General features: G+C 48.6%; 18 protein-coding genes and 1 pseudogene. 16 read left to right on the top strand and 3 right to left on the bottom strand.

What is annotated here, in order from left to right:
- Positions 1 to 96: 96 nt before the first annotated feature.
- Entirely contained in the window at positions 97 to 333 is a 237-nt protein-coding gene (locus NYE70_RS08900) for a DUF2626 family protein (protein ID WP_211019813.1), read from the bottom strand.
- Positions 334 to 678: 345 nt separating this feature from the next.
- Between NYE70_RS08900 and NYE70_RS08895 the strand changes: the two genes are divergently transcribed.
- The 3 genes from NYE70_RS08895 (at position 679) to NYE70_RS08885 (ending at position 2,701) form a co-directional block, all read left to right on the top strand.
- Positions 679 to 1,332: an RsfA family transcriptional regulator gene (locus tag NYE70_RS08895; protein WP_213653837.1), complete on the top strand. Its 654-nt coding sequence runs from the start codon at positions 679 to 681 to the stop codon at positions 1,330 to 1,332.
- A gap of 201 nt (positions 1,333 to 1,533) precedes the next feature.
- On the top strand, positions 1,534 to 2,514 hold the full coding sequence (locus NYE70_RS08890; RefSeq protein ID WP_341045704.1) for a ketopantoate reductase family protein: 981 nt from the start codon (positions 1,534 to 1,536) through the stop codon (positions 2,512 to 2,514).
- A gap of 61 nt (positions 2,515 to 2,575) precedes the next feature.
- Positions 2,576 to 2,701, top strand: coding sequence for a hypothetical protein (locus NYE70_RS08885; RefSeq protein ID WP_341045703.1), 126 nt, complete (start codon positions 2,576 to 2,578; stop codon positions 2,699 to 2,701).
- A gap of 23 nt (positions 2,702 to 2,724) precedes the next feature.
- Here NYE70_RS08885 and NYE70_RS08880 read toward each other — a convergent pair whose 3' ends face one another.
- On the bottom strand, positions 2,725 to 3,615 hold the full coding sequence (locus NYE70_RS08880; protein ID WP_341044902.1) for an IS3 family transposase: 891 nt from the start codon (positions 3,613 to 3,615) through the stop codon (positions 2,725 to 2,727).
- An 11-nt stretch (positions 3,616 to 3,626) separates the two neighbouring features.
- Positions 3,627 to 3,965, bottom strand: coding sequence for a helix-turn-helix domain-containing protein (locus NYE70_RS08875; RefSeq protein ID WP_213653792.1), 339 nt, complete (start codon positions 3,963 to 3,965; stop codon positions 3,627 to 3,629).
- 78 nt (positions 3,966 to 4,043) lie between these two features.
- Here NYE70_RS08875 and NYE70_RS08870 point away from each other — a divergent pair.
- The 13 genes and pseudogenes from NYE70_RS08870 to NYE70_RS08810 all read left to right on the top strand — a co-directional run.
- Positions 4,044 to 4,334, top strand: a pseudogene (locus NYE70_RS08870) (DUF3397 domain-containing protein); the annotation flags it as partial.
- Positions 4,335 to 4,556: 222 nt separating this feature from the next.
- Entirely contained in the window at positions 4,557 to 6,260 is a 1,704-nt protein-coding gene (locus NYE70_RS08865) for a peptide ABC transporter substrate-binding protein (protein WP_341045702.1), read from the top strand.
- 204 nt (positions 6,261 to 6,464) lie between these two features.
- Complete coding sequence (locus tag NYE70_RS08860; protein ID WP_290407708.1) at positions 6,465 to 7,397, top strand: ABC transporter permease; 933 nt, start codon at positions 6,465 to 6,467, stop codon at positions 7,395 to 7,397.
- 2 nt (positions 7,398 to 7,399) lie between these two features.
- Positions 7,400 to 8,362 carry an ABC transporter permease gene (locus NYE70_RS08855; protein ID WP_290407707.1) on the top strand — a complete coding sequence of 321 codons (963 nt, stop codon included), beginning with the start codon at positions 7,400 to 7,402 and terminating at the stop codon, positions 8,360 to 8,362.
- 12 nt (positions 8,363 to 8,374) lie between these two features.
- Positions 8,375 to 9,370, top strand: coding sequence for an ABC transporter ATP-binding protein (locus NYE70_RS08850; protein WP_290407706.1), 996 nt, complete (start codon positions 8,375 to 8,377; stop codon positions 9,368 to 9,370).
- Positions 9,367 to 10,308, top strand: coding sequence for an ABC transporter ATP-binding protein (locus tag NYE70_RS08845; RefSeq protein ID WP_211019806.1), 942 nt, complete (start codon positions 9,367 to 9,369; stop codon positions 10,306 to 10,308). The genes NYE70_RS08850 and NYE70_RS08845 overlap by 4 nt, the downstream gene beginning before the upstream one ends.
- Positions 10,309 to 10,493: 185 nt before the next feature.
- Positions 10,494 to 12,131 (top strand): bacillithiol biosynthesis cysteine-adding enzyme BshC, encoded by a 1,638-nt coding sequence (gene bshC, locus NYE70_RS08840; protein ID WP_341045701.1) that lies wholly within the window; start codon positions 10,494 to 10,496, stop codon positions 12,129 to 12,131.
- 14 nt (positions 12,132 to 12,145) lie between these two features.
- The gene (locus NYE70_RS08835; protein WP_211019804.1) at positions 12,146 to 13,411 is read left to right on the top strand and encodes an adenosylhomocysteinase; all 1,266 of its coding nucleotides are present in this window, start codon (positions 12,146 to 12,148) and stop codon (positions 13,409 to 13,411) included.
- 252 nt (positions 13,412 to 13,663) lie between these two features.
- On the top strand, positions 13,664 to 14,101 hold the full coding sequence (mraZ, locus tag NYE70_RS08830) for a division/cell wall cluster transcriptional repressor MraZ (protein ID WP_213653844.1): 438 nt from the start codon (positions 13,664 to 13,666) through the stop codon (positions 14,099 to 14,101).
- A 76-nt stretch (positions 14,102 to 14,177) separates the two neighbouring features.
- Positions 14,178 to 15,152 (top strand): 16S rRNA (cytosine(1402)-N(4))-methyltransferase RsmH, encoded by a 975-nt coding sequence (gene rsmH / locus NYE70_RS08825; protein WP_290407952.1) that lies wholly within the window; start codon positions 14,178 to 14,180, stop codon positions 15,150 to 15,152.
- Position 15,153: 1 nt separating this feature from the next.
- Entirely contained in the window at positions 15,154 to 15,576 is a 423-nt protein-coding gene (locus tag NYE70_RS08820; RefSeq protein ID WP_211019801.1) for a hypothetical protein, read from the top strand.
- 20 nt (positions 15,577 to 15,596) lie between these two features.
- The gene (locus tag NYE70_RS08815) at positions 15,597 to 17,828 is read left to right on the top strand and encodes a penicillin-binding transpeptidase domain-containing protein (protein ID WP_290407953.1); all 2,232 of its coding nucleotides are present in this window, start codon (positions 15,597 to 15,599) and stop codon (positions 17,826 to 17,828) included.
- 78 nt (positions 17,829 to 17,906) lie between these two features.
- Positions 17,907 to 19,865, top strand: coding sequence for a stage V sporulation protein D (locus tag NYE70_RS08810; protein WP_290407954.1), 1,959 nt, complete (start codon positions 17,907 to 17,909; stop codon positions 19,863 to 19,865).
- The last annotated feature ends 23 nt before the right edge of the window (positions 19,866 to 19,888 follow it).

Raw genomic sequence — 19,888 nt, 5'->3', positions numbered from 1 at the left:
TATCAGTATGTCATTTAATTCCTAACTCGCCAAAAATGAAAAAAGGCGGTCCGGGTGTTGGCCGGATCGCCTTTAATCGGTTTGGAACAGAGGGGATTACAGTGGCATTCCCATCTGAAAGATTGTCCAATAGCTGAAGCCTGTAAAGGCGACAATCATATAACCCCAGAAGAGCAAAATGTACGTTCTTTCCGTAAATTTCAGATAACCGAACAGTACGAAAAAGGCGGTTTGCACGAAGAACAGCAAAGCCATTTCAATCAGGTTGCCGGCGAAAGCCATAAGTCCGATGGCCAATGTGAAGAAGCCAAGAACGCGGAACATGCGATCCAAGAGAAAATCCCCCTTTCCTATGTATACACGTCTACCGATTTCTATACCTCATTATACCCGTTACCCCAACATGTGTAAACGAAAAGTCATAATATTTAGCAAGTTATAGCTCGGTTTGTGATATATATTATTGCCTGTCTTTTCGGATTAATGAGTGGGAATTCGGTTTTTTTTGAAACAGGTATGGAGGCGCTTTAAATTGGAAATACATTTTAGTATCAAATAGATTCTATGAACTCTATGAGAGGCATAGAAATGGAGTAAGAAGCTTTTTACCAGCGAGCCTGCCGGAACAGCCGGTCGGAAGACGGTTATATTAGGATGTCGTTAGGAGGTTTTTATAGCATGACAGCAGTGAGACAAGATGCGTGGAGTGCGGAAGATGATTTGATTTTGGCGGAAGTGACTCTGCGCCATATTCGGGAAGGCAGTACCCAATTAACCGCCTTTGAGGAAGTTGGGGAACGTATCGGAAGAACGGCAGCAGCTTGCGGTTTCCGGTGGAACAGTTGCGTTCGCAAAAAATATGAAGCGGCGATTGGCATTGCCAAGGCCCAAAGGCAAAAACGGAGTTACATGAAGAAGCAGGGAAGCCTTGCGGGCAATCCGGCGATTTCATCGCTGGCCCCGGTTGAGCTGGACGAAGTGAACTACAGAAGCGAGGGCGTTACGGAAGAGACGATTTCTATCGATGCGGTGATCCGCTTTTTACGCGGCTGGAAAAGTACGATTCAGGATACGAGCCGGCACGTGAAATCTCTTGAGAAAGAGTTGAGGGATAAAGAAGAGCAGCTTGCCAGACTCCGCGAGGAGAATCAGCATCTGTCAGCCCAAGTAAATGAAGTGCAGACCGACTACAGGGTAGTGAATGACGATTATAAGGCATTAATCCAAATTATGGATCGCGCCCGCCGGTTGGCCTTTCTAAATGAGGAAGACGAGGAAGCGAAAACGAGATTTAAGATGGATGCAAATGGAAATTTGGAACGAATCGAATAGTGAATATCGAATAGTAAATAATGAAGTGAAAAGAATGCAATAAGAAATCAAGAGTACAAAGCGAATCCTGCCGATACGGCAGGATTTTATTATTTTCAGGGCTGTTTTGTATTAGAAGGTCTGGTATAAAGAAAGAAGGAAACTATACAAGATCATTCAATTTAGTTCATCTAATATAGCTCGGCGGAAAGGAAGAAGAAGATGAAAATCGAGGTTATCGGTTCGGGCGCACTGGGCATGTTGTTCGGAGGAATGCTGGCCGCATCCGGCGAGGAGGTCGCTTTTTGGACAAGAACAACTGAACAAGCGGCGACGCTTCGTGAGTGCGGAATTGTAGTCAAAGGGCAAGATGATTCGGTATTGCATATAACGCCGAACACTTTTACAGCCACCGCTATGGCAGAAGCGGGTGAAAATACAAGGCAGGATACACCGGAATGGATTTTGCTAACCGTGAAGCAGCGGCATATCGATGCGAGTCTGTTAAGCGGCATGAAGGCAAGGGTGGGAAACAATACGAAAATCGCCTGCTTTCAAAACGGTGTCGGACATATAGAGAAGATTAAGACCTCTTTTGGAGGAAATTCCGTCTATGCGGTAATCACTACCGAAGGGGCGAAAAGAGAGGAAGGATCCGTAGTAATCCGTGCGGGGCAAGGCGCGACCCGAATCGGTATTCCCGGTTATTCCAGGTTTGCAAACCTTGCAGAATCAGGTGTGGAAAAGAATGAAGCGAGTAAAAAAGCAGGGGAAAGTTTAGTGAATCGGCTTCAAAAGGCAGGATTTGAATCATTTTTGTCGAATGACATCGATAAAGAGATTTACAGGAAGTTATTAATTAATGCTGTTATAAATCCTCTGACCGCCCTATTGCGAATCCCCAACGGCGAATTGCTGGATGGTGAGGATCGAGTGGAGCTGATCCGCCAGCTTTGCGAAGAGGGCATTCGCGTTTATCAAGCCTGCAGCATCCCATATGATTCCGATATGCACGCCATTATCGCCGATGTTTGCCGTTCTACTTCCACCAATACTTCTTCGATGTTAAAGGATGTTCTCGAAGGGTTGCCTACTGAAGTCGACTACATTAATGGACATCTTGTGGAAATGGCCCGCTCGGTAAATTTACAAGTTCCAGGACATGAAACCCTCTGGCGGTTGATCAGGGCGCTAACCGCATGAATTACCCGTAACAATTTTTGAAAGCCCGAAAGGCAATTAAATTCTCTGAGGAGGTGGAGCTTTGGGTATTTTGCTCACGTCTATCTTCGTTCTCTCCGTGATGCCGATCATTCCTTTTATAATTGTGTATTTCATTACCTACTATTTAAAGAAAGACGGCCGGGCCCCCGAATATTGGACACTTTAGGATCAAACCCTGGTTACACGCAGTTATACGGCAATTTTAAATGCAGTTACTTCGTTTTTCTCTAACTTTTCTATAAATTGAGCAGGGGAGTAGCCGTATAAACTCATGTGAATTCGGCGGTTATTATAGAAGTCCATGAATTGGTCAAGAACATCGAATGCTTCTTCAAAACTCATAAAGATATGGCATCTGAAACACTCTCGTTCCAAGATGCTGTGAAACGATTCAATATACGCATTTTTGTTTGGCGTTCGATTCGGTGTTCTTTCATGGATCAGCATTTCGTTGTTTTCAAAAAACGCTCTGAACTTGTGGCTCTTGAATTGCGGACCATTGTCGGTACGCACTACGAGTGGCGTTCCTTGCGTGTACACACTTCTTTTTAAAAGAGCCTTGTGCAGAGTAGTAAGCAAGTCTTCTGTCTTGGATTCCTTGCCACGGTACTGTCCAACTACGCTACGATCGTATACATCTATAATGCTTGCAGTGTAAAAATACCGCTCCAGGCCAGCGATGAAACCATACTTAATGTCCATTTGCCACAATTGGTTTGGACCTGTTACTTCCATGTTGTTCGCTAGTCTGCGCGGATAGGAGTGTTTGGGTTTTACAGGCTTGCCTAGGATACCAAGTTCTTTGCAGAGCCTGTACACCTTCTTTTTGTTAATCTTAAGGTTATGTTGCCGGCGTAAGGCGATGGTCAGCTTTCGGTATCCGTAGGTGTGTTCCTCGCCTTCCAACAGCTTTATAATCAGGCGTTTGATTCGTGTATCTGTCACTTTCTTCCCTTCAAAAGTATAGGAATATCCCGATACAGGACGGCCACCTTTAGGTGCTTGTTTAGGGCTCGTATGCTTGAGAGAATAGTAGTAAGTAGAATGCGGCACACCACAGATCCTAAGCACGGGACGCACCTTGTAGCCTTTCAGGATCCATTTTCGGGCCACTTGAATTGGATGTGTGGATACTTTTTTTTTACAAGTTCTCGCAGGATCGCTATCTCAAGTTCTTTCTCACCAAGAAGTTTAGCTGCCTGCTCATATTTCTGTTCCCATTCCTGGGCAGTCTGTGGATTAAGGTTATTCAGGTCTTTCTTCTTACCCATCGTTATCTCCACCTCATCTCGGTATTGTTTTACCCATTTGTATAAAGAGTAGGGGGAGATACCATGTTTTCGAGCGGTTAGTGCCACATTCCCCCGGTCCAGTGCTTCCTCGACGACCTGTATTCGCAGCTCATCGAACTTACTGTGCTGAACTCTCATTCGAACTACCTCCAGCTAATTTTTATTGTATATCGTTTAGCCTGAAAGTGTCCAAGGTGATTAGGGGGCTTTATAGAAGACAAGAAAGCGGCCGTAAAGCTTGCTATGGATGTGACAACGTTGTTTCTGATCCTGTCCGTTTCCGCCTTGTTTAACATTGTTTTCGCTTCAAAGTTCGGATTCTATCTCATTTTGCTTGTTTTGCTGATCGCCGTCGGACTGATCGGAGGAGCGCAAAACCGGATGAAGGGCAAAGTGGATATGCGAAGACTGCTTAGGGCAGTTTGGAGGCTGACGTTTGCCGGAACCGGAATCGCCTATATTTTGCTTTTTCTCATTAGCTTCATTACATATGTTTCAGCAGCTTAGATTCTGCTAAAGAGAAATCTGGAATTACATAAAATAAATGACATCATAGGTTAATTGTTAAGAAAATAAAAAGTCAATATTGTAGAAAGGACTATTTTGTTAAGAAATAGTCCTTTTTATTAACCACTGATTAAATTTCAGAAAATTTATGTTGGATTTTTTTGACCGCTGGTTGTATAATCTAAAAACATATACCACAAATTTTAAGGGGGATTCAACAAGATGAAGAAGAGTAAGAGTTTATTGCTCCTTTTGACACTTGTTCTCGCAGTAGGGACGCTGCTCTCGGCGTGCGGCTCTAATGACAAGAACAGTGCAAACAGTGGCAACAACGGAACTTCCAACAGCGACAAGAATGCTGCAAACAGCGGCGAAGCAAAGTTGGCCGCCGATCAAACGCTTAGAATCAACCTGAGTGCGGAACCGCCTACTTTTGACCCGGCTCAAGCACAAGACAGCCAAGCTAACACCGTGCTGAAAATGATGTATGAAGGTTTGACCCGCATGGACGAAGCTGGCGAAGCCCAACCTGCAGCAGCAGAATCTTGGGATATCGACGGAACCAAATACACTTTCCATCTTCGTAAAGATGCCAAATGGAGCAACGGCGACCCTGTAACCGCAAATGATTTCGTATTTGCTTGGGAGCGCGTGCTGAGCCCGCAAACAACTCCGGCTCCTCCTTATGCTTATCAATTGTACTACCTCAAAAATGCGCAAGAATATAATGAAGGAAAAATTACGGATTTCAGCCAAGTTGGCGTGAAAGCTGTAGACGACAACACACTGGAAGTGGAATTGACTGGACCAACACCTTACTTCCTCGGTCTGACTTCTTTCTACACGTTCTATCCGGTTCACCAATCCGTGAAGAACGATGACAAGTGGGCTGTTGACGCAAGCAAAATGATCGTAAACGGTGCTTTTACATTGACGACTTGGACTAAGGGCCAAACGATCGATGTTACCAAGAATGAAAACTATTGGGATAAAGACAGCATTAAATTGAACAAAATCACTATGTCCCTGGTTAACAGTGGCGCTACTGAATTGACAAGTTACAAAAACGGTGAATTGGACCGCGCCGGACACCCTAACGGTGAAATTCCGACCGACCAAATTCCGATTGTACAAAAGGAATTGAAAGACGAATTCCATGTTAAAGGTATTGCAAGTACGTATTTCTATGAATTCAACGTAACGGCTAAACCGTTCGATAATGCTAAAATCCGTAAAGCATTCGCAATGTCCATCGATCGTCAAGCGATTGTAGACAAGGTAACGCTGGGCGGACAGCTTCCGGCTTTCGGTTTTGTACCTCCAGGTATCAAAGGGGTAAATGACGAATACCGTAATGAAAATAAAGACGACTACTTCACAGAAAATGTTGAAGAAGCGAAGAAATTGCTTGAAGAAGGTATGCAAGAAGAAGGCTACACCAAACTTCCTGAAATCACTTTGATTTACAACTCCAGTGAAGCGCACAAGAAAATTGCTCTCGCTGCAGCTGATATGTGGAAGAAAAACCTGGGCGTTGACGTGAAAACCGAGAACCAGGAATGGGCTGTATTCCTTGAGAATCGTAGAAGCTTGAACTACCAAATCGCTCGTTCTGCTTGGAGTGCAGACTACAACGATCCGATGACGTTTATCGATATGTGGACATCCAACAGCGGTAACAACGATACCGGGTTCAAGAACGAAGAATACGACAAGCTCGTAAACGAAGCTAAGAGTTTGGAAGATAACGCAAAACGTAACGAAAACTTCAAAAAAGCAGAAGAAATCTTGATCAAAGAAAATCAAGTTCTGATGCCTGTGTACTACTACACTAACGTTTCGGTAGAGAAGCCTTGGCTGAAAGGCATCGTACTTGACTTTAGCGGTGCTATTGATTACACACGCGCTTACCTGGAAGATCATTAATCTAACAGTTTAACGCGTTAAAGAATTACATGGTTTCCTCGGGATATATATGTGGGTATTCCATATATATCCCGTTTTTTTTATGAGCGGCGAATTTATTCAAATTGTAATTGATTTATGGGAATTATATTGAATAGACAAAGCTGTGAAATTGGCCTAAAATCGTTTTATGTCGAATTTTATCAAAAGGAGGTGCAAACGGGCATGGTGCGTTACATTGCAAATAAGTTATTTTACATGTTAATCTCGTTGTTCATTTTGATTTCTGCTACCTTCTTTCTGATGAAAGCAATTCCGGGCAGCCCACTTACTTCAGAGAAGCAAGTACCGCCTGCGATACAGGAACGTCTTAAGGAACAACTCGGATTGGACAAGCCCGTTTACCAACAGTATTTCAAGTATTTAGGTGACGTAGTGCAAGGTGATCTGGGCATTTCAATGAAGAAGATTAACCAGGACGTTTCTGGAATTATCGGACAAACGTTTTCCGCTTCTTTGAAGCTCGGGTTAGTCGCTATCATTGTGGCTGTAATTGTTGGGGTGGTGCTTGGTATGCTGGCAGCGCTGTATCATCGCAAGCTGATCGATAATGTCGCGATGGTGTTAGCGGTGCTGGGCATCGCGGTTCCTAGCTTCGTGGTTGCATCCCTGCTTCAGTATGTATTCTCCTCGCAGCTTCATTGGCTGCCTACGATGGGCTTTAAAGGTCCGATGTACTACATTCTTCCCGTTGCCGCATTGACGGCGCAACCGATTGCGTTTATCGCACGTTTGACCCGTTCTAGCATGCTGGAAGTGCTGCATGCCGATTACATCAAAACAGCTAAGGCAAAAGGCTTGACCTGGTTGGCTATATTATGGCGCCATGTGATTCGTAACGGTATTATGCCGGTCATCACTTATATCGGCCCTATGACGGCAAACATCGTAACCGGTTCGGTCGTTATCGAACAAATTTTCGGGATCGGCGGGATCGGCAAGCAGTTTGTCGAAGCTATCAGTACTCGCGATTACCCGGTAATTATGGGGATTACGATCTTCTACGGTATTTTGCTGATGCTTGCTCGTTTCTTGACGGATATTGCTTATATGCTGGTAGATCCGAGAGTTAAAGTGAATAAAGGGAAGGAGGGGTAAGGATGGAACGAACTCCAATTCAAGTAATGCCGACGCCGGTAGATTTGAAACCGGAAGATTTCCGGAAAATCGGTACAGACGAAAAGGAAGCCGAAGTCATTCAGCGTGAAAGTATTTCCGCTTGGCGCGATGCTTGGCAACGTCTCTGTTCCAATAAAATGTCGATGGTGGCACTTTCTGTACTGGTGCTGATCGTCCTTGCAGCGCTTGTAGGGCCATGGATTTCAAAATGGGTGCATGGTTACAATTACTATTCCAACGACTTGATGAATACAAACCAGAAGCCATCCGCTGCCCATTGGTTCGGTACCGATGATCTCGGCCGTGATATGTGGGTGCGTACCTGGATGGGGGCCCGGATCTCCTTGATCGTAGGTCTGGCGGCTGCTTGTATCGACTTGATGATCGGCGTTATTTACGGCGGCATCATGGGTTATTTCGGCGGAAGAGTCGATGAAATCATGAATAAATTTTCCGAAATTTTGTATTCCATTCCTTACCTGCTGGTTACTATCCTGCTTCTTGTCGTTATGGAACCAAGCTTGGGAACGATTATTCTGGCTCTGACGATTACCGGATGGATTAATATGTCATGGATTGTTCGCGGAGAAATTATGCAGCTCAAAAACCGCGAATTCGTGCTTGCTTCCCGTTCGATGGGTGCAGGTTCAGGACGTCTCTTATTTAAACATTTGCTGCCTAACGCGGTAGGCCCGATCATCGTAACCGTGACTTTGTCCGTACCGAACGCTATCTTCTCCGAAGCCTTCTTGAGCTTCTTGGGACTTGGTGTACAAGCACCGATCGCTTCACTCGGTTCGATGATTAACGATGCCCTCACCGGCTGGTTGTACTATCCTTGGCGGATGCTGTTCCCAGCGGCTGTCATCAGTTTGACGATGCTGGCGTTTAACATTTTTGGCGACGGTCTTCGCGACGCGCTGGATCCAAAACTGAAAAAATAGGAGGTGGAACTGATGGAGCCGATTTTACAAGTCAAAGATTTGCATGTCTCCTTTTCTGTAAAAGGCGGAGAAGTGAAAGCTGTCCGCGGCATGAACTTTGAGATAGGTAAAGGGGAAACGGTGGCAATCGTCGGTGAATCCGGCAGCGGCAAAAGCGTAACGGCCCAGACGATCATGCGCCTGATCCCTTCCCCTCCGTCGATGATCAAGCAAGGCGAAATCCTGTTCCAGGGACAGGACTTGCTCAAAAATAGCAATAAGCAAATGGAAGCAATTCGCGGTAAAGATATTGGCATGATTTTCCAGGATCCGATGACCTCTTTGAATCCTACTATTAAAGTAGGTAAACAAATCACTGAAGTGCTTATCAAACATCAGAAAATGTCAGCGGGCGAAGCGAAAAAAGAAGCTATCGAGATGTTGAAGCTTGTCGGCATCAAAAATGCCGAAGCCCGCTTTAACCAATACCCTCACGAATTTTCCGGCGGCATGCGGCAACGTGTAATGATCGCGATTGCACTGGCTTGCCGGCCTTCACTGCTGATTGCGGATGAACCGACTACTGCGCTCGACGTTACGATTCAGGCGCAAATTATGGATGTCATGAAAGAGATGCAGCAGCGTCTCGGCACCTCCATCATTTTGATTACGCATGACCTGGGTGTTGTAGCAGGCATGTGCGACCGGGTTATCGTTATGTACGCCGGTGAAGTGGTTGAAACCGGTACGAAATGGGAGATCTTTAAAAACCCGCAGCATCCTTACACCAAAGGCTTGCTGAGATCGATGCCGCGGCTTGACCAGAAGAAGGGTGAACCGCTGATTCCGATCATCGGTACTCCGCCGGATTTGATCAAACCGCCGCTTGGCTGCCCGTTTGCGGCACGCTGCGATCAGGCCATGAAGATCTGCGAACGCATTGATCCGGGTGCGACTGTATTCAGCGACACGCATATGGCCCGTTGCTGGGATCTTCACCCGATGGCCAAGGAGGGACAGTCGTCATGAGTAAAAACCTGATCGAGGTTGAAGGCCTCAAAAAATATTTTAATGTCGGCGGCGGCAATGTGCTTAAGGCCGTCAACGATATCAGCTTTTCGATCGCCGAAGGCGAAACGCTCGGTCTTGTGGGCGAATCCGGCTGCGGCAAGTCCACGGCAGGCCGGACGATTCTCCGGCTGTACGAGCCAACGGGCGGAAGCGTCCGCTTCAATGGCACGGACATCAATCAACTGTCACCGCGCAAAATGAAAGCAATGCGCCGCGATATGCAGATGATTTTCCAAGATCCGTACGCATCGCTTAATCCGCGGTTTACGGTAACGGATATTATCGGCGAAGCGCTCGACATTCACGGCATGGCCGGATCGCGCGCGGAACGCAAGAAACGGGTAGAAGAATTGCTCGATATGGTCGGACTTAATCCTGACCATGCAACCCGCTATCCGCATGAATTCTCCGGCGGCCAACGGCAGCGGATCGGGATTGCCCGGGCTCTTGCCGTAAATCCGAAGTTCATCATTTGCGACGAACCGATTTCCGCGCTCGACGTTTCGATTCAAGCGCAGGTCGTCAATCTGCTTAAGGATTTGCAAGATCGTCTCGGTCTGACCTACTTGTTCATCGCGCATGACTTGTCCATGGTGAAGCATATCAGTGACCGCGTTGCGGTTATGTACCTGGGACGAATCGTGGAGCTGGCTGAAAGTGAAGAACTGTATGCCAACCCGCTTCATCCTTATACCAAAACGCTGCTCTCGGCGATTCCGATTCCGGATCCGGAAGTGGAAGAGAACAAGAAGCGGATTCTGCTTGAAGATAACGGTAACGGCCCGATTCACTCGGCTAAAGACGGTTCTGCAGGCGGCGGCTTGTTCGATCTCGACAATTCGGAACTCGTCGAAGTATCCAAAGGCCACTGGGTATCGATGCCGAATAAAGGATAATTTTGTTCCGGCAAAGCTTAGGTTAAGATTAGAATGCAGCTCTCGCGCCGTTTTGCGGCGCGGGGGCTTTTTTCAATCCTGAAGTGCCGGGGTTAAGACTGTTGTTTGCTTAGCGATTTGTAGACGGTTATGCTATATTTTTAAGGTAGTCTAGCTTTGAGAGAAGACAGGAGGATCAGAACCTGATGAATATTGTTCAAGAGCCGCTGAAGGCCGGCCAACCGCTGGCGGAAGCACTCATTCAAGATTTTTCGAAAGTTAGCGGGCTTTATGAATATAATCCGGCCGAAGAGAAAAGCTGGAGCGACAGATTGGCATGGCTTGATCAAAGCGATCGGCTCCGCGTGGACCGGAAGGAGCTTGTAAACCAGCTCCGCGAATATAATTTGAAGCATAATCCGCATGATGCGGTTTCGGGTCATTTGGATCAGCTGGGACGGCCGGGAACGGCAGTTATAGTCGGAGGGCAGCAAAGCGGGCTGTTTACCGGACCACTGCTGGTTATTTATAAAGCGATAACGATCATTAAAGCGGCCAAAGAAGCTTCAACGAAGCTGAATCGTCCGGTTGTTCCCGTGTTCTGGATCGCAGGGGAGGACCATGATTGGGATGAGGTCAATCACACGTACGTCTTGTCGCAGGACCTGCAAGTAACCCGGATCCGGATTGCGCAAGGACATGATCAGCGTCTGCCGGTCAGCTGGACCGAGCTTGATGCCGAGGCTTGGGAGCAGGCGGCCGCCGAGCTGGAACAACTGCTTCCGCAGACCGAATTCAAATCGGGATTGATGGAACTGTATCGCGAAGCCGCGGCATCTTCGTCTACATTGACCGATTGCTTTGCCAAGCTGATGGGAAGCTGGTTCGGCAAATACGGGCTTATTCTGCTCGATTCAGCGGATCCCGGGCTGCGCCGGCTGGAAGTTCCCGTGTTCGAAGAGATGATCGCCAGAAACGACGAACTGGAAGAGGCTTATCGCCATGCGGCGGATGACATACTCCAGCTTGGATTTTCTGCCCAAGCGGATGCGAGGGAACATGCGGCGAATCTGTTCTACATACATGAGGGAGAGCGTTTGCTTCTATTTAAACAAGACGGAAAATTTTGCGACCGGAAAGCTAAGGTAGCCCTGACTAAGGAAGAACTGCTGGAGGAGCTGCGCCAGCACCCTGAACGGTTCAGCAACAATGTGCTGACCCGGCCTTTAATGCAGGATTCGCTGCTGCCAGTGCTGGGCGCTGTGCTTGGATCCGGCGAAATCGCTTATTGGGGTTTGACCCGTCAGGCATTCCGGCGTTTGGATTTGCAGATGCCGATCCTGCTGCCACGCGAATCGTTTACAGTGCTGGAAGGAACGCTTCATAAGCACATGGATAAATATGCTCTTTCCTGGGAGGATGTTGCGGACCGGGATGTTTTTCAGGCTAAACGGGAAGCTTGGCTAGCCGGACAGGACGCTTTGAACTTAGGGGAGAGGTTCGGGGAAATCAAGTCGGCCTTTACCGGCATGTATGATCCTTTAATCGAACAGCTGGGCGGCATTCAAAACGGATTGACTAAGCTCGGAAACGCCAACCGGGATAAAATCATCGATCAGATTGAATATTTGTACGGTAAAGCGAAGGATGCACTGGAGAAAACGAATGAAGCGGGATTACGGCACTTTGACCGGATCGAGCTATCCCTGTTTCCGATGGGCAAACCGCAGGAGAGAGTCTATAACATTTTCTATTATATGAATCGTTACGGGGAAGACTGGATTGACGGTTTGACCGGAATTCCTTATGATGTAACGGGAACGCACCGGATTATATATTTGTAGGAGGGTAATTGATCATGAGTTCAGCGAATCAAAACAGCATTGTTGCCGATATGAAGTTGGCCCCGGAAGGGCATTTGAAAATTGATTGGGTAGAAGCCCATATGCCGGTACTGGGACGGATCCGGAAGCAATTTGAGGCCGAGCAGCCTTTCAAAGGTCTGAAAGTCGCGATCTCGCTGCACCTGGAGGCCAAAACCGCTTATTTGGCTAAGGTGGTTCAGGCAGGCGGCGCGGAAGTTACCATCACGGGCAGCAATCCGCTGTCCACACAGGATGATGTTTGCGCGGCGTTGGTGGAGGACGGAGTGACCGTTTTTGCAAAATATAATCCGGAGCCTGCGGAGTACAAGGAGCTTTTGGTTCGTGCTCTTGAAACCAAGCCGGACCTCATTATTGACGACGGCGGCGATCTCGTTACGATTCTGCATTCCGAACGCCCCGATCTGCTTGAAAATATTCGCGGCGGCGCTGAAGAAACGACTACCGGTATTTTGCGCCTGAAAGCGATGGATAAAGAAGGTAAGCTGCAATTTCCGATGGTTGCGGTCAATGACGCCTATTGCAAATACTTGTTCGATAACCGGTACGGAACCGGACAATCCGTATGGGATGGAATCAATCGGACTACAAATCTGGTCGTTGCGGGTAAAACGGTCGTTGTCGTTGGCTACGGCTGGTGCGGCAAGGGCGTGGCTATGCGGGCAAAAGGTCTCGGCGCCAACGTCATCGTAACCGAGGTGGATGCGATCAAGGCCGTAGAGGCCTATATGGACGGCTTCCGCGTAATGCCTATGCTGGAAGCGGCTAAGATTGGCGATTTCTTCGTGACGGTCACAGGCAACCGTGATGTAATTCGCGGCGAGCATTATGACGTTATGAAAGACGGAGCCATCTTGTCCAATGCGGGCCACTTCGACGTAGAAGTGAACAAGCCGGAACTGGCCGAGCGTTCCAGCTCGGTGCGGACGGTACGCCGCAATATTGAGGAATATCAACTGAAGGACGGCCGCAAAATGTATATTCTTGCGGAAGGTCGTCTCGTCAATCTCGCGGCCGGCGACGGACATCCGGCTGAAATTATGGATATGACGTTTGCGTTGCAAGCCTTGTCGCTTAAATATGTGAACGAACAATATGAGAAGATCGGCAAATCCGTCGTCAACGTGCCGTACGAGCTTGACGAGCAGGTTGCACGCTACAAGCTGGAAAGCCTCGGACTCGGGATCGATACCTTGACCGAAGAACAGCGGACATACCTTGACAGCTGGCAAGAACATTAATTAGATTGTTGATAATTTGATTACTAGAATAGCAACAAATAGCAAAGCCTTTCCTCTTCTTTAATGAAGGGGGAAGGCTTTTTTTGCCTTTGGAACTCCAAAATATGCATCAGTCTCCTGCTGAGGGTAATTTTACCGATAAAAAAAGTTTGAACATAAGAAGGATTTTGCCCTTGCATGCAGAATAAGTAGTATTCATAGTGGTGGAAAGTGGTGCAAAGTGGGGGAAAGAGGTAAGGGGTGAGCTAACCAATGTTTATGGGGGAATTCCAACATAGCATTGACGAGAAAGGCCGCATCATTATTCCGGCCAAGTTTCGTGATCTCCTGGGAACCTCTTTTGTAGTTACCCGCGGTCTGGACCAATGCCTCTTCGTTTATCCGCAATCGGAATGGGAAGTGCTGGAGCAGAAGCTCAAAGCCTTGCCGTTGATGAAATCCGATGCCCGTGCGTTTACCCGGTTCTTTTTCTCCGGGGCAACGGAATGCGAGTGGGATAAACAGGGAAGGGTAAATTTACCCGCTAATTTAAGACAGTATGCGAAGCTGGAGAAGGATTGTGTCGTTCTCGGCGTGTCGAACCGGGTAGAAATTTGGAGCCGGGATACGTGGGAGCAGTATTTCCAACAGTCGGAGGATACGTTCAACGAAATTGCGGAAAAGCTGGTTGATTTTAATTTCGATCTGTAAACATTGATAATAACCGGGTAGCTCCATGAGACTAATACATATAGCTAATCCCGGAACAGTCTGGAGGGCTGCAGTCTTGTTTCATCACATCACGGTGCTTAAGAAAGAAGCGACAGAAGGGCTGCGCATTAAGCCGGACGGCATTTATGTGGATTGCACGCTGGGCGGCGGCGGGCATAGCTCCGTTATTTTGTCCCAGCTTGGCGACGGCGGAAGATTAATCGCATTTGATCAGGATGATTGGGCATTGGATAATGCCAGAGAGAACCTGGCCGCCTACGGTGACAAGCTTACATTGGTAAAAAGTAATTTCCGTCATCTCGAGCAGAAGCTCCTTGAGCTTGATGGTATCCCGCAGCATAATGGGGTTCCGCAGGTTGACGGCATTTTGTTCGATCTCGGCGTTTCCTCGCCTCAATTCGATGAAGGAGATCGCGGGTTCAGCTACAATGCGGATGCTCCACTCGATATGCGAATGGATCAATCGGCGCAGTTGACGGCCCGGGAAATCATTAATGAGTGGCCGGAGCGCGAAATTGCTCGGATTTTGTTTCAATACGGGGAAGAAAAGTTTTCGAGGCGGATCGCTAAAGTGATCGCGGAAACAAGAGAAACTTCGCCGATCGAGACTACGGGTCAACTGGTCGAGCTGGTGAAGGAAGGAATCCCGGCTGCGGCTCGCCGGACGGGCGGACATCCCGCCAAACGAAGTTTTCAGGCCTTGCGGATCGCGGTCAATGATGAACTCGGCGCGCTGGAAGAAGGGCTGCATGCGGCGGTCCGGTGTTTGGCGCCGGAAGGAAGGGCCTCGGTCATTACCTTTCATTCGTTGGAAGACCGGATTTGTAAACAGATTTTTGCAAGCTATGTAGAAAAGTGCACCTGTCCTCCCGATTTTCCTTTGTGTGTGTGCGGAGGCCAAGGACAATTGAAATTGATTAATCGGAAACCGTTGGTTCCTTCGGATGAGGAACTGGAACAAAATCCGCGGGCGCGTTCGGCTAAGCTGCGCGTAGCGGAGAAACTGCATTCTAAAGCGGAGGAAATGTGAGATGGCGTATACTCGGGGGAATTTGGCAGTAAAAGAACAAACAGTGGAACGCGGACAACAGTCTCCGCGATTCCGTGAAACGACGAAAGTAGTAACAAGACGCTCGCCGCTCCCGGTTCGGGAAAAGCTGCTCTATATGGTGACCGTTCTTTTCTGTGTGGCTGTAATGGGCGGTCTGTTATGGCAAAATTCCAACCTCTACAATATTAAGCGGCAAATGTACAATCTGGACACTGAAATCCAGGCGATGACCGTACAGATTAAAGAAATGTCCGTACAGAAAGAAAAGCTGCAGGAGCAAATTCCGCAAGAAGCAGCGAAGCTTGGATATGTAGAAACGTCGGAAGAAGGCTTCCATATTCAGATTCCGGCTAATTCGCAAACCGAAGGTTCGGCGGACGAAGTAACCACCGCCAAAAAATAACGTATTAAAGAGGTTTAGAGATGATCAAGAGAATAAGACTTCGGACGCTGCTGATAGGGGGATGTATTACCCTCTTTTTTGCTGTATTGATGGGGAGAGTTTTCTGGCTCCAGGTCGTTCAGGCCGATTTCTGGCAGGAACACGCCGAAGAACTCTGGTCCAAGAAGAAAACAATTACTGCCACCCGCGGGACGATTACCGACCGGAACGGGGATATTCTGGCCGTCGATGCCCCGGCTTATACCGTGGCGATAAATCCTAAATTAATTAATGAACTGAATTTAAAGGATGAAGTCGTCGACGGATTAAATGAGCTGCTTGGCAAGGACAAAGCAGAACTCGAGCAGTTGGTGATGGCGACGAAGAAGGACGGTCAATTCTACTCTCAGCGCGAGGTGCGCAATGAGGGGTGGAAAATTGATCAGGAGCTCCGGGATAAAGTGGAGGCTTTCGCCAAGGAACTGAAGGAAAAGCATAAGCTTGAAGATACGGGCATTTATTTGATCAAGGAACAAAAACGCTATTATCCTCAAAATAATCTTGCTGCCCATGTATTGGGCTACACGGACCGTGAAGGCAATGCGGTTTCCGGTCTGGAAGCCTATTACGACGAGGAATTGAAAGGGCAGAACGGCTCGATTGAGTACAAGAGCGATGGCAGGGGGATTGAAATACCGAAAGCGAGCGAAATTTATAACCCTGTAAAGAATGGAAAGAACATCCAGCTGACGATCGACGATACGATACAGTATTATATCGAAGAAGCGATGAAGGAAGCGTTCGATGAATTGAAGCCGATCAGTATGACGGTCATAGCGGCGGATCCGAAGACGATGGACATTTTGGGAATGGCGAATCTGCCAACCTATAACCCTAATGAGTACTGGGTCGATGTGGATCAGAAGAATTTCTATAACCACGCGATCAAATCGGTATATGAGCCGGGCTCGACATTTAAGATCGTAACGCTGGCCGGGGCTGTGCAGGACGGGTTGTTTAATCCGGAAGCGAGATATATGTCGGGAAGCATCCGGGTGCCGGGACAAACGATCCATGACATGAAGCGTTCCGGTTGGGGCGAAATCAGTTATATCGAAGGCGTTAAGCGTTCGAGTAACGTTGCCTTTGTTAAATTGGGATATGAAATGCTGGGCCCTGACCGGTTGAAGGAATATGTCGACAATTTCGGGTTCGGTAAAAAGACGGGTATCGAGCTCCCTGGGGAAGCAGCGGGCGTCGTGACGCCGGTGCAACAAGCGGACTTTGCCGCAATGGCCTACGGTCATGGTAAGCTGCTGGTTACACCGCTGCAGCAAGTGGCTGCAATCGCAGCTGTGGCGAATGGCGGGAAATTGCTGGAACCGCATCTTGTAAAGTCGATCACCGACCCGCAGACGGGCGAAACCATTAAGACGCAACCTCAAGAAATAAGGCAAGTGATTTCCCCGGAAAAGGCGAAGGAAGTCGGCAGTTATCTTGAGCAAGTCGTATCCGACCAGAAAATCGGGACCGGGCGCCATGCCTATATCGACGGTTACCGGGTTGCGGGTAAAACGGGAACAGCGGTGAAGCCGGTGAACGGGGTATATGATTATACCAAGCAAGTTATATCTTTTATCGGCTACGCGCCGGTAGACGACCCCAAGATCGCGATTCTGGTGCTGATCGACGAACCGAAGGATTCCGAGCTGGGCGGCGGTGCCGCCGCTGCCCCGGTGTTCCAGAAGATCGCCAATCAGACGCTTCAATATTTGGGGGTTCCGAAAAAGTTCGACGAGGCATCTTCTAAATCCGTGCAAGAGAGCAATCCGGGCGTCAAAACGCCGGATCTGAAAAAACTGTCCCTGCAGGAAGCCAAAAACCTGCTCAAGAGCAAAGGGATATCTTACGCCACGCTCGGCAGCGGAACCGAACTTATTTCTCAGTTTCCAAAAGCGGGCGCCACGTTGAAAGCGGGTCAGCATATGTATCTCCTGACCGAGGAAGGCAAAGCGATGTCCATTCCGAGCCTGAAGGGGGAATCGCTTCGCGAAGCGTTGGAGCTTCTCTCTGTGCTTCAGGTTTCCGTGACGGCCGAAGGTGAAGGCTATGTCGTGGATCAGATCGTCTCCGAAGAAAACGGGCAAAGAAAAGTTCATTTGGTTCTGGAACCGCCGTTCAAGGAGAATGCGGATTCCGGAGAGGATAGCAACACCGCCGATGAGGGAGCGGAAGGCGAAAACACGGATGAAGGCTCCGGATCTTCTCCATAGCTTGTTCTAACCCCTGTTTGTCCTGAATATTCATGTGATGAGATCAACATGTGACTGGATGGAACAGGGGGGCAATCGATGAGAATATCCAAAATAGTTGTAAGGCGAAGATTGTTATTTTTGCTGTGTATGCTGTGTCTGCTGTTCGCGGCTCTCGCCGTCCGGCTTGCCTACGTGCAGATCGGCAAAGGGGCGGAGCTGTCGGCCAAGGCGGAAGATTCATGGCGGCGCAACATTCCTTACTCCGCAAAGCGGGGAGAAATTGCAGACCGAAACGGCAGCGTGCTGGCTTACAATATTACGACGCCAACGGTCATGGCGATTCCGGTGCAGGTGAAAACGCCGGAGACTACGGCCCGGAGCCTGGCGCCATTACTTGGGATGAGCGAGGAAGCCGTATTAAAGACGATCACCAAGAAACAATCCATAGTCAGGCTGCAACCCGGCGGACGCAAAATTACGATGGAAAAAGCGCAGCAAATTCGTGATTTGGCTCTTCCGGGTATTGTCGTTGCCGAGGACAATAAGCGGTATTATCCCTATGGAGGTCTAGCCGCTCATATTCTCGGTTTTACGGGCGGCTACAACCAGGGGCTTACCGGGGTTGAGAGTAAGTATGACAGTGAACTGAACGGGATGGGCGGCAGTGTTTCCTACTTGTCCGACGCTGGAGGCAGGTTGATGCCCGGTTCCTCGGAGAAATATGTGGAACCGAAGGACGGTCTGAACCTTACGCTGACGATCGACAAATCGATCCAGAGCATTATGGAGCGCGAGCTGGACCAGGCTATGGCCAGACTTCAGGCCAACTCAGCCTTGTCCATCGCCATGAATCCCAAAACCGGGGAGATTCTGGCCATGGCGGCCAGACCCGGTTATGACCCGGCACAGTATCAGGAAGTGGACGCCGAGGTCTATAACCGAAATTTGCCGATCTGGATGACTTATGAGCCGGGGTCCACGTTTAAAATCATCACTCTCGCTGCTGCGCTCCAAGAGAAGAAAGTCGATTTGAAAAACGAACGGTTCTTTGATCCCGGTTTTGTGAAAGTAGGAGGAGCTACGCTGCGCTGCTGGAAAAGAGGCGGTCATGGCAGCCAGACCTTTTTGCAAGTGGTTGAGAATTCCTGCAACCCCGGGTTTGTGGCATTGGGCCAACGATTGGGGAAAGAATCCTTGTTCAAATATATCAAGGATTTTGGTTTCGGCACCAAGACCGGCATCGATTTGGGCGGTGAGGAGAATGGTATCCTGTTTAAGCTGCCTAGGGTAGGGCCGGTGGAACTGGCCACGACTTCTTTTGGCCAGGGGGTGTCTGTGACGCCGATTCAGCAGATAACCGCGGTTTCGGCGGCGATAAACGGAGGTAAACTTTATAAGCCCTATGTAGCCAAATCATGGACTAACCCCGATACGGGTGAAGTAGTGCATACGAACGCTCCGGAAATGGTCCGTCAGGTAATTTCGGAGGAAACGTCAAAGCAGGTGCGGGAAGCGCTGGAAAGCGTAGTTGCCAACGGTACCGGGGGCAACGCGTTTATCGACGGCTACCGGGTCGGCGGCAAGACGGGGACCGCGCAGAAGGTCATTAACGGACGGTACTCGCAAAACGAACATATCGTTTCGTTTATCGGCTTTGCTCCGGCGGACGATCCTCAGATCGTCATCTATACGGCGGTCGATAATCCCCAAGGAATTCAGTTCGGCGGCGTCGTAGCGGCTCCGATTGTTCGCAATATTATGAAAGACGCCCTGGAGTACATGCAGATCGCGCCTCGCACGGATCAGGTCGCCAAGAAATATAAATATGGCGAAACACCTGTAGTCACGGTGCCCGATTTGGTCGGACACACGGCTCAAGAAATATACGAGGACCTGAACATGAACTTTAACCTTGCAAAATCCGGGGCCGGAAACGTCGTGATCAACCAGGCGCCTAAAGCGGGAACACGGGTGGATAAAGGGTCGACGATCCGGATTTATATGGGAAGCGAAGCGGATGCGGAGCAGGGCCACCAGCATGAAACAAGTGAATAATATTCCTGAAATTATCATTTTTT

It is taken from the genome of Paenibacillus sp. FSL R5-0407, assembly GCF_038009185.1.
In the GTDB taxonomy this organism is placed as follows: Bacteria; Bacillota; Bacilli; order Paenibacillales; family Paenibacillaceae; genus Fontibacillus; species Fontibacillus vini.
Note: the sequence above shows the minus strand (reverse complement) of the source record. Positions and strands in the feature narration are given on the sequence as shown.